At 70.5% G+C, this 11,839-nt stretch carries 16 protein-coding genes; 8 read left to right on the plus strand and 8 right to left on the minus strand.

Features of this window, described 5'->3' with window-relative positions:
- Positions 1 to 756 precede the first annotated feature (756 nt).
- The 6 genes from ACIRQ7_RS35915 to ACIRQ7_RS35940 all read left to right on the plus strand — a co-directional run bounded on the left by ACIRQ7_RS35915 (position 757) and on the right by ACIRQ7_RS35940 (position 3,741).
- Positions 757 to 1,518, plus strand: a complete 762-nt coding sequence (locus ACIRQ7_RS35915; protein WP_404266702.1) for a hypothetical protein — start codon at positions 757 to 759, stop codon at positions 1,516 to 1,518.
- On the plus strand, positions 1,515 to 1,988 hold the full coding sequence (locus tag ACIRQ7_RS35920) for a helix-turn-helix domain-containing protein (RefSeq protein ID WP_404266703.1): 474 nt from the start codon (positions 1,515 to 1,517) through the stop codon (positions 1,986 to 1,988). Before ACIRQ7_RS35915 ends, ACIRQ7_RS35920 begins: the two co-directional genes overlap by 4 nt.
- A 240-nt stretch (positions 1,989 to 2,228) precedes the next feature.
- Positions 2,229 to 2,711 carry a hypothetical protein gene (locus ACIRQ7_RS35925; RefSeq protein ID WP_404266704.1) on the plus strand — a complete coding sequence of 161 codons (483 nt, stop codon included), beginning with the start codon at positions 2,229 to 2,231 and terminating at the stop codon, positions 2,709 to 2,711.
- A 28-nt stretch (positions 2,712 to 2,739) separates the two neighbouring features.
- Positions 2,740 to 3,090 carry a hypothetical protein gene (locus ACIRQ7_RS35930; protein WP_404266705.1) on the plus strand — a complete coding sequence of 117 codons (351 nt, stop codon included), beginning with the start codon at positions 2,740 to 2,742 and terminating at the stop codon, positions 3,088 to 3,090.
- Positions 3,091 to 3,138: 48 nt separating this feature from the next.
- Positions 3,139 to 3,327, plus strand: coding sequence for a hypothetical protein (locus ACIRQ7_RS35935; RefSeq protein WP_404266706.1), 189 nt, complete (start codon positions 3,139 to 3,141; stop codon positions 3,325 to 3,327).
- A 27-nt stretch (positions 3,328 to 3,354) separates the two neighbouring features.
- Complete coding sequence (locus ACIRQ7_RS35940) at positions 3,355 to 3,741, plus strand: hypothetical protein (RefSeq protein ID WP_404266707.1); 387 nt, start codon at positions 3,355 to 3,357, stop codon at positions 3,739 to 3,741.
- A 264-nt stretch (positions 3,742 to 4,005) separates the two neighbouring features.
- Here ACIRQ7_RS35940 and ACIRQ7_RS35945 read toward each other — a convergent pair whose 3' ends face one another.
- Both ACIRQ7_RS35945 and ACIRQ7_RS35950 read right to left on the minus strand, forming a co-directional pair.
- The gene (locus ACIRQ7_RS35945; RefSeq protein WP_404266708.1) at positions 4,006 to 4,263 is read right to left on the minus strand and encodes a hypothetical protein; all 258 of its coding nucleotides are present in this window, start codon (positions 4,261 to 4,263) and stop codon (positions 4,006 to 4,008) included.
- On the minus strand, positions 4,253 to 4,489 hold the full coding sequence (locus tag ACIRQ7_RS35950) for a hypothetical protein (RefSeq protein WP_328743655.1): 237 nt from the start codon (positions 4,487 to 4,489) through the stop codon (positions 4,253 to 4,255). The genes ACIRQ7_RS35945 and ACIRQ7_RS35950 overlap by 11 nt, the downstream gene beginning before the upstream one ends.
- A 405-nt stretch (positions 4,490 to 4,894) precedes the next feature.
- On the opposite strand from ACIRQ7_RS35950, the gene ACIRQ7_RS35955 reads away from it, so the two are divergent.
- Positions 4,895 to 5,314, plus strand: coding sequence for a hypothetical protein (locus ACIRQ7_RS35955; protein WP_404266709.1), 420 nt, complete (start codon positions 4,895 to 4,897; stop codon positions 5,312 to 5,314).
- Positions 5,315 to 5,696: 382 nt separating this feature from the next.
- Here the strand turns inward: ACIRQ7_RS35955 and ACIRQ7_RS35960 are convergent, their stop codons facing one another.
- The 3 genes from ACIRQ7_RS35960 to tpg (ACIRQ7_RS35970) all read right to left on the minus strand — a co-directional run bounded on the left by ACIRQ7_RS35960 (position 5,697) and on the right by tpg (ACIRQ7_RS35970) (position 7,451).
- Positions 5,697 to 5,966, minus strand: a complete 270-nt coding sequence (locus ACIRQ7_RS35960; RefSeq protein ID WP_404266710.1) for a hypothetical protein — start codon at positions 5,964 to 5,966, stop codon at positions 5,697 to 5,699.
- Positions 5,963 to 6,637: a hypothetical protein gene (locus ACIRQ7_RS35965; RefSeq protein ID WP_404266711.1), complete on the minus strand. Its 675-nt coding sequence runs from the start codon at positions 6,635 to 6,637 to the stop codon at positions 5,963 to 5,965. Before ACIRQ7_RS35965 ends, ACIRQ7_RS35960 begins: the two co-directional genes overlap by 4 nt.
- A 208-nt stretch (positions 6,638 to 6,845) precedes the next feature.
- Positions 6,846 to 7,451: a telomere-protecting terminal protein Tpg gene (gene tpg / locus ACIRQ7_RS35970; RefSeq protein ID WP_404266712.1), complete on the minus strand. Its 606-nt coding sequence runs from the start codon at positions 7,449 to 7,451 to the stop codon at positions 6,846 to 6,848.
- Positions 7,452 to 7,645: 194 nt separating this feature from the next.
- Between tpg (ACIRQ7_RS35970) and ACIRQ7_RS35975 the strand changes: the two genes are divergently transcribed.
- A complete protein-coding gene (locus tag ACIRQ7_RS35975; RefSeq protein ID WP_404266713.1) occupies positions 7,646 to 7,864 on the plus strand; it encodes a hypothetical protein in 219 nt (72 codons plus the stop codon).
- A gap of 163 nt (positions 7,865 to 8,027) precedes the next feature.
- Here the strand turns inward: ACIRQ7_RS35975 and tpg (ACIRQ7_RS35980) are convergent, their stop codons facing one another.
- The 3 genes from tpg (ACIRQ7_RS35980) to ACIRQ7_RS35990 all read right to left on the minus strand — a co-directional run bounded on the left by tpg (ACIRQ7_RS35980) (position 8,028) and on the right by ACIRQ7_RS35990 (position 11,831).
- Positions 8,028 to 8,585 carry a telomere-protecting terminal protein Tpg gene (tpg, locus tag ACIRQ7_RS35980; protein WP_404266714.1) on the minus strand — a complete coding sequence of 186 codons (558 nt, stop codon included), beginning with the start codon at positions 8,583 to 8,585 and terminating at the stop codon, positions 8,028 to 8,030.
- Positions 8,586 to 8,591: 6 nt separating this feature from the next.
- A complete protein-coding gene (gene tap, locus ACIRQ7_RS35985; protein WP_404266715.1) occupies positions 8,592 to 10,697 on the minus strand; it encodes a telomere-associated protein Tap in 2,106 nt (701 codons plus the stop codon).
- 270 nt (positions 10,698 to 10,967) lie between these two features.
- Positions 10,968 to 11,831 (minus strand): DciA family protein, encoded by an 864-nt coding sequence (locus ACIRQ7_RS35990; RefSeq protein ID WP_404266716.1) that lies wholly within the window; start codon positions 11,829 to 11,831, stop codon positions 10,968 to 10,970.
- Positions 11,832 to 11,839: the final 8 nt, after the last annotated feature.

Consider the following 11,839-nt stretch of genomic DNA (forward strand, 5'->3'; position numbering starts at 1 on the left):
TGAGAGGCCGAACAGAGGTGGGGGAGGGTGAAGGTGGTGAGGTTGGATAGATGCTTCAGTTATAGCGGTAGATTAAGACTGGAATGAGGATGCACCACCTGTGAGGCAGCAAAAGGAAGTGGCGAAAGGATAGAGAGATGCGGGACGCAATCGAAAATGGAGAGGGACGGAATTGGTGAATGACGACTACGAAAATGGTGAAAAAGGGTGGCGTAAAAGCCTCTGAAGCGCAGGAGGAAAGGAGACCGTGGGCGAATGTGCAAGGGGCCCGGAGTAGCGCTGGGGGCCTTCGCAGGGTCGGTGGGAGTCGGAGCGGATCGTCGGTTGACGGCCTGGCTCTTGTTGGTGTTCGAGCTTAGAGGTGTGGGGACGGCCGGCCGTCGGTGGTCAGGGAGGGCTGGCGGAGCCGCAGTTGATGGCGCACAGCGGCCGAAGACGGGTCAGGGGAGGGCCGTTCGCGCGGACCTCAGCCACCTAATACTTACCAAACCAAGAACCTGCTGGTCAGAGGGGTGTGGATGTATCGATCTGTCCCGCCAGCCGGTACACATCGTCGCCGCTATGTATCGACTGAGGGGGCATATCGAGGGCTAAAGGTCAGCCAGGCCGACAGTTTTGAGCGCAAAACGTCAGCGAGGCCGACTTTTCGCAGTCGTTGCGTCGGGCGCTCTGACGCAACGAGCAAGGGGCGTGTTGTGTCCCCCCTGGGAGGACACAACACGCCGGAACGTCAGTGAGACCGACATATATGTCGGCGTGGCTGACATACTTCTGCCGTCCAAGATCAGCGAAGTGGAGAGCAGCCTCGTGCCACCCGAGCCACAGCGCCGCCGTCCCGTACCGAAGCGCGCGCCGCGCCGCCCCCCGCAGCTGCCCCTTGATGATGAGATCCAGGCGTGGTCCAAGCCGGTCAAACCGGTTGAGAATCTCGACTCTTTGACGAAGCGCTACCCGCGGCGCAACATCTCGGTGAGCAGCGAGCGTAAGTCGCTGGAGGTCTACGACACCCCAGAGCGCCCGAAGGCGTTCGCCATGGACTCGCTGGAGTTCTTCTTCCTGATCGCGCAGTACTTCCGCGAGGCCCTGCCACTGCGGGTGATCATTCTGATGATCGCGTGCCAGAAGGCCGGCGGGCAGATCGAGCTGACGCAGGAGGAGATGGCGACGGTGCTGGACGTTCACCGAGGGAAGGTCAACGAGGCGCTGCAGGAGGTGATGAGCCATGGCATCGTCTACAAGGTGCGCCGTGGCGTCTACCAGTTCAACCCGCCCTACTCGTACCGTGTAGCGGAGTTCATCCCGGGCACCGAGCTGGTCGAGGCCGAGTACGTGCAGGTAGATCAGGACAAGACGCTCGAGAAGATCCGCGAGGATGAGAGCCTGCCGGATCTGGTGCGGTTCCCGTCGCTGGAGCACATGCGCGAGGCGATCGAGGAGCTGCGGAAGAAGCGGGCCGAAGCGCGCGCTGCACGCCGGCTGGCCCGTGCGCAGCGCCAGGAGGAGGGATCAGCCCAGTGAGTACCTTGAAGTGGTCGGCGACCAACGCCGACGGCCTTCTCGCCGACCTGGACCTGCCGCCCGCCGCCTACCGGGCTCTGCTCAAGCTGCGAGGGCGCAGCGAGCCGGGAGGCCGCATCGCGATGGACCAGGCCACCCTCGGTGAACTGCTCGGACTGAGCCGCCCCAGCGTGAATGCCGCACTGCGGAGTCTGGAGCTCGCCAAGCTCGTCAAGAAAGTGCGCAACGGCGTCTACCAGATCAACCCGATGCTGGCCGGCTACACCTGCCCCGAGGATGCCGAGGCCGCCGTCAAAGCGATGCCCAAGGCCGATCGTCTGGACAACAGGGGGTACCTGGCGAGTTACCACAAGGCCGTCGCCGCCTACCAGGATCAGCTCGCCGAGCAGCGCAAGAAGCGGGCTGCGCTCGCCGCCGCGAAGAAGGCCGCTGCGGGTAAGCGCCGCGGCTCACTGCACGCTGTCGGTTGACCCGGCCGCCCGCCCGGCCGGGTGCCACGAAATCAGCGGCGCTGACCTCTCGCGGAGGGGGCAGCGCCGCTTTCGTGTGCGGGCGTGGTGTGTCAGCTTCGGGCCACACGATTCCCGCAGGCGGGAAACGCGCAGGTCGGGAGGCGTGCAAAAAGAATCATGAGTGACCCCCTTGCGCGCCCACGGCTGTATGAACTTCAATACGTGTATTGAAGTTCATACAGCTACGGGAGGACTGCCGTGTTACTCGCCCTCGTCACCGCCACCATCGCCGTCGTCGGCACGCTGCTCGGCTCGTTCGTCAGCGGCCGGTTCCAGGAGCGGGCGGCCGAACGGTCCGTGCGCGTCAGCCACGGCGAGACGATGCGGCGGGACCGCCTGGAGGCCGTCACCGCCCTGGCCTGTGCCGCCAGCGACCACCGGCGCACGATGTGGATGCGCGGCGACGCCGTCCTCAAGGGCGCCGATGCCGAGCTGGTGCAGTCGCTGCGCAGGGAGAGCCACCAGACCCGCTCCCAGGTCACCCGGCCGTTGGTCGCGATGCGCGTCCTGATCACGGACCCGGCCGTACGGGCCGCGGCCGACCACATGATCACGCTGACCTACGCGCTGCGCGACGCGTACGGCACCACCGAGCAGCTGAGCGCCGCCCGCGAGGCCGCGATGGTGGCCCACGACCAGTTCGTGGACGTCGCTGCCGGCTACCTCGCCCGTACCGCCTGAGCCCCGCCAGCCGAGAGGAGCACCCGTCATGGAGAGCACGTCGTCCACGGAGGTCGTGAAGGCCGCCGACATCACCGCCATCGAGACCAGCGCCGACCGGGGCGCCGTCAACAGCGAACTCGCCTACCTGGCGCCGGCGGCGGCCGCCGCACTCGGGTTGCTCGCCGACGCCATCAAGCGGGGCACCGCCGACCGCGAGAGCGTCGTGCAGGCCCTGAAGGAGGCGGCCGTCCACGAGCGGTTCGCCGACGTCCTGGACGCCGCGTCCGAGGACGTCATGGACGAGACCGAGGACCCGTACGACTTCGACGCACGCTTGGACGCCGACAACTTCTCGGGCGCGGCCTCCGAGGTCCGCGACCTCTTCCGCTGGCTGTAGCCGCCCCACCGCCCGCCACCCCACCCGCCACGACGAGGAGACAACACCTTGTTCGCCGGAACCGCCGAAGAACTCCGCGCCCGCCAGGCGCAGGCCCGCGAGCTCGCGATGCAGGCCGCCGCGCTGCTGGACCAGATCGACGCCCTGGGCGTGGGCGAGGGCGCCGGGCAGTTGCACACTGCTGGCGGCGTCATCCGCAACCGGCCCGGCCAGGGCTGGACCGTCGCCGACCGCTGACCGATCTGCCCGAGGAAGGAGACCGCGGTGAACGAACCCGCGCACCCCGACCACCACCAGGAGCAGCTCCTGGTCCCGCTCGCCGCCGAGGACGTCGCCGTGCTCGGCGGCGACGGGGAGCAGCTGGCCGCGCTGTTCGCCGCCGCACTGCACGGGCTGGCGCTGCTGCGCACGGGCCGCGCGAGCGCCGCCGAACTCGAGGCCGCCATCGAGGGCACCACCGGGCTGCTGGAGCGGCTGGAGGCCGTACGGGACGCCTCCCTGCGCCAGCCTGCCGCCAAGGACATCTCGCACGCCGCCCTGGCGAAGGCGATGCACGTGGAGAGCCGCGCGACCGCGCAGTCCCGCCGGCGCACGCTGCTGAGGAAGCCGGTGGGCGAGCTGGAGCGGTGGGCCACCGGGAGCGCCGACTGACCGCATGCAGCGGCGCCGTGCAGCAGACGAACGACCGTTTGCTGCACGGCTCCGCTGCTTGTGCAGCATCGGCCGCTACCCGAGCAGCACCCGTGTGGTGAGTGGGGCCGGCCTTCGCGTGTCATCGCTCTCCAGCACCCCAACAACCCGCGCCCAGCCGCCGAGCAGCACCACCCACCAACCCCGCCCCCACACCCCGCTGCACCCGCAGCAGACACAGCAGCGCCCCGGACCGCGCAGATCCGGGGCGCTGCTTTTCAGTGCTCAGGCTTCGACGTACGCCACGATCGTGATCGTGCGCAGGGCGGTCACGTAGTAGATCACCCGCACCCCGTCGATCTCGTCCGCGTAGTCGCGCAGCAGGGTGCCGGGCACCTCGGTGCCCAACTTCGGGTTGACGCTGATCGCGACGATGGCGCGGTCCAGGCGGTGCGTCTCGCTCGCGGTGAGCTTCGCGAGCTGGGTGAGCGCGGGCTCCACCATGACGACCTGGGAGCGGCGCGCGCCGTGGTCAGGCGACACGCGGCTGCTCGTCCGCGAGGCGGGCGAGGTGGGCGTCCCGGGCGGTTTCCCACGGCACGCCGGACTCGGGCGAGGGGTAGCCGTTGGCGGCGATGTCCTCCAGCACCGAGGCGAGGACGTCGACCCGCGCGCGCTGGTCGGCCGCGTACGCACGGACGGACTCGGCGGCGTGCTCGTCGAGGGGCTGACGGTCGGGCACGGGCGCGGTGGCCGGCTGCTGGCTCATCCGGGGCTCCTGGGCTGTCATCTGGCGTGTGCCACCACGGTATCGCCGCGGTGGGGCCCAGGAGCCGGGTACGGACGAACCGAGGGGCTGGACCCAGGACCCAGCTGGGTCCTGGAGTGCTCTGCCAGGGAAAACGGGCGACCCAGGACCCAGCTGGCTGGGTCCTGGGTCGCCGGCGACGTATCGCCCAGCCCGGGGACAGGGGAGCAGCCCGGAAGGGCCGCCGGTACACAGGTACACAGGTACACAAGTGCAGCGGCGCAGCTCGTTCACCAGGGAAAACAAGGCTTCGATTACACAGGTCGGACTCCCACGGCCGGGCGGGTGCCAGGGGCGGGGCGCTCCGGGACTGGTACGGAGGAGCCTGGCCCGGCGACCGCGGTCTGCGGGGAGCACCCTGGAGATATGCGCACCAAGGACGTCCAGGTGGGCGAGACCTACCGCTGCGAGGTGCCGTTCGCGCTTCCGCTGCGGCGATACCGGCCGGAGACGATGGGCGACTCCTGGTGGCGCCTGAACTGGCTGCGCGGGACGTACTTCTCGCTGTCCGTCGTCGACGTCGACACGACTGCCCGGACCGTGCAGGGCCTGGTGATGGGGGCGAGCACCCGGGTCACGGTGGAGCTCACCGAGGACCAGGCGCAGGAGGTCGGCCTCCCGGCCGGAGGCGGCTACCAGATCTGGGGGATGCTGCTGGACGCTGAGGGCGAGCCCGTTGAACTCCCTCGAATCAGCACGCTCACCGTGCCGATCCGCTGGTTGCACCCGGTGGACACGCCCGTTTCGACCAGCCACCAGGACGCCTCGTTTCGGGGCATCCACTGACCCGCCCGCCCACACGGAGCGTGGCGACCGCAGGAGAGCTGGAGTGTCACGAGCGAACAGCCCTGGAGGGGGTTTCGAGGGGTGTTCCGCCCACAGAACACGATCAATTCGGACATTCGCTCGGCGGTTTCCGCCCGGTCCGCGATGAGCGTGACAGGCGGCCCGGGAGGAGAGTGACACCTCGAATATGACGCTCGGTGAGCGTGACACCGGTGAGAGGCGCGCCGCCTCACAGCCTCACAGCCTCACTCCCAGGGGCGCGTTCACCAGGGGATTCGCGGGTCCAACCTCCCAGACAGACCGGACAGAAGGGTTGATTTCCGGCTCTGGCCCCCAGTTTGCCTCACAGGGTGCTGGGGGACTGGGGGGTTGCCCTTGGTGATCAGCCTCGGCGTGGGGGCCAGACGTGCGGGCCGGCGCATTGCCCGCAGATGACGCAGCCGGCGCACCCCAGGCAGAACTGCTGCGGGGTCCATGGGCAGTTGCAGATCGGGTTGTGGTCGGGGTCGTCGTCGCCGGGGTGGACGGTTTCGCCGAACGGCGGTTCGGTCCAGGAGATGACCCGGCCGTCGGCGAGCAGGTCCTCGTAGTGGTGGCCGATCTCGCTGTGCTCGCTCCAGGTGGCCACAACCGTCTCTTCCGCCGCGCTCATGCCTTGCCGCTCTTCCTCGCGGCCGCGTCGGCGGCGAAGGCGGTGTCGAGCCATGCGGCGAGCGCGGTCGTGGCGGCCGGGTCGGCGACGGCGAGGCGGCCGACGAAGTCCAGCTGCTTGTCGACGGCCGGGATGCCGGTGCGGGAGAGGGCGGCCAGCAGGGCGGCGCGGGCCCTGACCGGGACCGGCAGCGACGCGACGGCGGCTGTGCGGGCGGCGGGGTCGGCGTAGTGGCCGGCGCGGTCGGCGAGGGCCTGGGCGAGCCAGCTGTTCACGTGCGGCACGCGGTAGTCGACCTTCTCCAGGTGGTCGCGCACGGCTTCGTCCCCGGCCTGCGTCGGCACGGTGGAGTCCAGCTCGCCGGCTCCGACCAGACGCATCAGCTCGTCGGCGCGCGCTGCCACGCGCTCGGCCTCCGCGCGTCGTGCGGCTTCCGCCTTCTCCCATGTCTCCTTGCGCTCGGCTTCCGCGCGCTGCTCGTCCTGGACGACGGCGTCGCCCTGCGGGTCGTAGACCTCGCCGGTGCCCGCGAGCAGGCTGGTGATGCGCTCCCACTCCGCGAGCTCGGCTTCACCGCGGCCGCCGTCTCCGGCCGACTCCTCGTGCCGCAGGGCCTGGCGGCGGTCGAACTGCGCGTACTCCAGCGCGGCTTCGGCCTCGGCATGTGTCATGCCGGTGGCGCGGCGGCGTACCGAGCTCCGGCCGATCTGAGCTCGGTCGACCGGCAGCCGGCCGGCTGCCGGCGGGGACGGGGCGAACCGAGAGCGCCGACGGGGCGGGATGGTGGTCACCGGGCCTCACATTTCATTTCGGAATTGGGGCGGGCCACGCGCTGGAATTCCAGAGTGTGGCCCGCCCCTTTTTACACCTGGGGACGCGTCACGACGCGTTGAACGCGAAATCTATGTAGTCGACATCCTCGAATTTGACGCTGACTCCGCCCCGGAAATAGGACTCCGCGAGGGCCTGTGCGACCAGGGGGTGCAGCTCTTCATCCGTCGCTCCATCGGCCTGGGCGGCAAGGATACGAGCGGTCGCCGAGGCCGAGGCGCGGACGGAGATCTGGCGTGTACGACCGCAATCGGAGCTGCCGCGGGGCCCGCTGAATCCGAACACGGCGCGGGTCTCGATCCGCAGGCCGCCCATCGTGGCCGCATGCGCTCTGACCTGCGCACGAACCTGCGGCTGCCACTCCTGGACGGTCTCGGTCTCCAGGGCTTCCTGGAGGCGCTTGTGGGGCCTAGAGGAGGCGCCCTGGCGGTAGCGCTGGACAGTGCGCTGCGAGACGCCCAGGCGCTCCGCCACGGCCTTCGTCGAACCCTTGGCGCGCGTGTAGAGGAATTTCATCCGTGCCTGCGCGGATTTCGGCACGGGGCGGGTGAACACGGCGTGCTCGGCGCGCTGGAGCGCCTCACGGAACCGTCCTTGACGACCGGGGGGTCGATCGCCGCCGGCGGGCTGCTGCGGGGTGGTGGTGTCGTCCATCCGGCCATGGAAACCCGGGCGCCCTGTGGATAGATCCGGCGAACGGGCAGACCCGCGGGCCGTTGCCCGGCGCCCCAACTCCCGGCCACAGCAGCCGTGATGGACGTCACACGTGGCTCGTACTGTAAAAGGCGGTGCGAGACGCGGGAAGGGGTGGCCGGGGACTCCGGCCGCCCACCGATTGAAGGATCACCATGTTCCTCCTGATCATTCTTCTCGCGGCGCTGGCCGTGCTCGCCTCCCTCGGGCTGTACGCATTGCGCCGGTCCCGTCCCGCCGACGTGCCAGCTGTCCTGACCACCGAAGCCAGCCTGGTCGTGCTGCTCGCCCTGGGCGCCCTCGCGCTGCTGCTGGTGGACCCGGCGGACGTGCCCGAACTGCTGCGGATGGCTCTGAGGGCCTTGGGTCGCTGACCGAGGAGGTGAGCTGCCCTCCCAGCCGGCGCCCGGCGGTTACGTAACCTCCCCGGCCTGGGCACCGTTGGGAGGGTGCGTGTAGGCCCGCCCCCACGGATGCACGTATGAGGGCCTGGAACCGTCGGTCGTCTGGTTCCAGGCCCTCACGCATGCCGCCGTGTCAGAAGTCGAGCTCCACGTAGTCGATGTCGGTGAACTCGACCAGGAGGCCGCCAGCGCGGCGGCCGCGGTCCTTGAAGTAGATCTCCTGCAAGCCCTCGGCGGCGATCTCCTGCAGCCGCTGCTCAGTGGCGCCCGATGCCTGGGCGTCGAAGAGCCGGGCGGCGTAGGCCGGGGGGAGGTGCTGGGTGATCAGCCTGATCCGGCCGTCATCGGTCGTGCCGGGCGCGGCGGTGAAGCCGAACCGTGCCCGGGTCTCGATGACGATCCCGCCGGTGGAGGCGGCGCGCTGCTGGGCCTTTTGACGCACCTTCGGCTGCCACCGCTTGCGGACCTCGCGCTCTATGCGGGCGGCCAGGTCGCGGCGGGGACGGCGGATCTGGGCTTTGACGTACCGCTCCACGGTGCGCTGTGAGACGCCCAGGAGCTGAGCGACGGCCTTGGTGGAGCCCTTCTCCTGCTTGACCAGGTACCGCATCTGCGCGCCGGCGCTCTTGGGGATTGGGCGGGTGGCGGTGTTCGCGGCGGCCTTGTCGAGGCTGTCTCCGAAGATGCCCATCAGTGCCTACTCCCCCTCGTTGAGGATGCCGGGGCCCTTGATCTCGCGGGCGGGGTTGGCGTGCTGGTTTTCGATCATGTCGGCCAGCCATAGGAAGCTCTGGGTGCCTTCGTGCTTGACCATCCCGGGGCTGACGCCGAGCCGGAACCCGCCGGGGAGCGGCTTGCCCTCGTCGGTGTGCGGGAGGAAGTCCAGCGGGCTGGGCCCGTGGGAGAGGTAGACGACGCAGTCGTGGTTGATCGCCACGGGGTAGAGGCCGACGGCGGCCAGGCGGCTCATCTTGCGGTGCATGTTGGTGCGGGTCTTGGCGATGACCTCGGCCCGGATGTGCGGGCTCCAGGCCACGCGCTTGAGGGCCGGCCACGGCTCGCCGCGCTTGTGGCGGATGTGGCGCGGCCGCTCCTGGAGCTTGCCGATGCCGCCCTTCGCGGTGGCCTTGATCGCCGCCAGCACCGCGACGGTCTGCGGGTCGGCGGACTTGTAGCCGGCCATCGCGGCGAGGAACTCGGCCTCGGACATGCCGGTGGTGACGCCGAGGTCGGCCATAGTGGCCACGTAGGCGTCGCGCAGGCGCTGGTACCAAGGATCCAGGTAGTAGCCCGACTCGTCGCGCACGAACGCCTCGATCGGCTCGACGCGGGCGCCGAGCTCGGTGGCGTAGGCGACGGTGGTCGTCGAGTACCAGCCGGGCCCGTCCGGGCGCTCGCCGTCCGGAGTGAATGGGCTGGGCAGGCGCGGATCGGTCTCGATGCCGGAGAGGTCGACGAGCCAGGAGCCGGGCAGCTTCGGATCGAATTCGGGCGCGGTGACCTCCCGCGCGGGGCCCAGGCCGACGTTGAGGCGGTTGGCGGCCGCGGCGAAGGCCATGTTCACGTCGATGCCCACCGCGTGGGTGTAGCCCTCGGCCACCTCCTGGTCGGTCAGCGGCCGGAACCAGGTCAAGGACTCCTCATTGATCGTCTCGGCCGGGGTCCGGGTGTAGTGCTCGGGGAACCGCCCGGCCAGGACGGGGTGTTCGTCGGGGGCCTCCGGCCACGCCGGGTCGATGGGCCGGTTCAGTGAGCCGGGCAGCGGCCCCGGCACGAACGCCCCGGTGGTCTCGTCCTTGACTGCGCGGGTCGGCGGGCGCAGCGCGGTCATCAGCTCCAGGCCGCACACCGCGGTGGTGCCGCGCGGGGTCAGGACGCGTGTGGCGTAGGTGCCGAGCACCGCCGCGACGTCCGGTGCCGGCAGCTGGCCGGTGTCGCCCCAGGAGCGGACGTCGAGGGCGTCCCAGGGCAGGATGACCAGCTGCACGCAGCGCCGCTTGCCCTTAAGCATGGGCCGGTAAATCCTGGCCCAGGGGCCAAAGCCGCGGCCGCTGAGCTGCCACTCGGCCTTCGTGAGCTGCTTGATGACCTTGTGGTCGTCGGGCAGGCGCAGCCCGCGCCGGTCCTCCAACGTCGCTGGCAGCCCGAGGCGTTCGGCGGCCGCGTCGGTCAGCACGATCAGCGGATCGCCGTCGTTGCCGTAACGGTGCAGCCGCGGCGAGCCCAGACGGGCCTCGGCCAGGGTCCACTCGACCAGTGCCGGGACGGTCTTGGCCGGGCAGTCCAGCACCAGGCCGCCGACGCAGTACAGCGAGCCGTCGCCGTCCAGGACGCCGAGCGGGCCGTTGGCGAACCGCTCATCGGTCCCGGCCGCGACGGCCGAAGAGACCGCCGGCCTCTTCGGCGCGGCCTTGCGCGCAGCGGGCCGCCGCGAGGTCGACGCCGCCTTCTTCACCGCCGGTCCCTCCGCCTCGGCTGCCGGGGCCAGCGGGGCTGGCGCCGGTTCGGTGGGCGTGCCGGAGAACGCGGCCGGCACCGCTGGGGCGGTGGAGGGGAAGCGGGCGGCCAGCCCCTCCAGCAGACGGGCGTAGGCGGCGCGCTTCGGCGGCCGCGGCTCGGTCCGGCCCGCCTCCCAGTTCCCCACGGCCTCACGCCGCGCACCCAGCGCGGTGGCGATCTGGGCTTGGCTCAGGCCAGCCGCCTCCCTCAGCCTCTTGCGCTCGGCAGGCGGCGGCAGGTCGTCCTGCGCGACCTGCTCCAGCAGCGCATCGACGGCGCTGAACAGCTCGTTCTCAGTGGACACAGAGGTCACCTCCACCAGACATCCTACCCGAATCGCGCATCGAATACCTCATCTATTCGCGCATGAATCGCTCGCTGGGGGGGGGTGCAACGCGCGGTCGGGTCACCGGCGCAGCGGCTGTTCGCGCAGGTCAGGTCCGCAACAGGGGCGCGTTGCAAACCTCTGTTGCACCACATTGCGCGCACAGCGACGGCACCAAGGCGGCATGGCGGCGTCGCAGGACCGGGGTCGACTGCCAGGCTGCGCACGCGGCGTATCGCTCGATCGTGGTCATGCCGTATTCCGCAAGGTGGTGCTCGCCGACGTGACGGTGCTCTGCTGCCGGGCTCGTTCGGTCCGGGCCCGGCGCAGCACGGCCGCGCGGTTGCTGGCGGCCTCGAGTCGGCGCTGCGCCAGGGCCGCCTCGATGGGCTGCAGTTGGCTGTCCGACTGCGGCTCGGCCTCGGGGAAGGCAGCCGCAGACATGCGGCGCAGCGCCAGCGTCTGCTGATCGATGGCCTCCCTGAGCGACGGGTCGACGGGTCGTCCCGACCATGCGGCCCGGTGGGCGGCAAGCGCCTGGCGGAAGCCCTCGGACGGCTCGGCCGGCTCGGGCCGCCGGTGGTGCTCCGTTGGCGTGTCGACGGCGGTCGGGGCGTGGTCCGTGGGGGCGGCGCCGACGGGCAGGACGCGCACGCGGCGGACCGTAGTGGTGCCGGCTACGTCGTTCGCCGCGGTGATGATGCGCGGGGTGATCAGCCGGAGCTGGGTGGCGTAGGCGGGCGAGTCGGGGCGCAGGTCAAGCTGCCCGGTCTCCGCATGGAACGCCACGGCGGTGACGTGGTGGGGCAGTTGCGGGGCGATGGTGGCCGCGATGTCGGGCCAGCGGTCCAGGATGCTGCCGCCGGCCGCCGGGAGGTCCCAGGCCCGGTCCGCCATTAGCCGCTGCAGGACCGCACCGAAGCCCTGCGGGTCCCGGCCCTCGCCGCGCCGGGAGGCGGCTTTCCCGCGGCGGGCGCGGGGTGTGGCGCTTTCGCCGCCGTGCTTCTTCGCGTTCTCCCGTGCGGCGTGCAGTGCGACCCGGGCCAGGTCGACGCCGGACACTGCTCGGTCGTCGTTGTCGGGCTGTGTGGTGGGCGTGGTCACCTCGGTCATCTGCCTGC

This window comes from Streptomyces sp. NPDC101393, assembly GCF_044767385.1.
GTDB lineage: Bacteria > Actinomycetota > Actinomycetes > Streptomycetales > Streptomycetaceae > Streptomyces.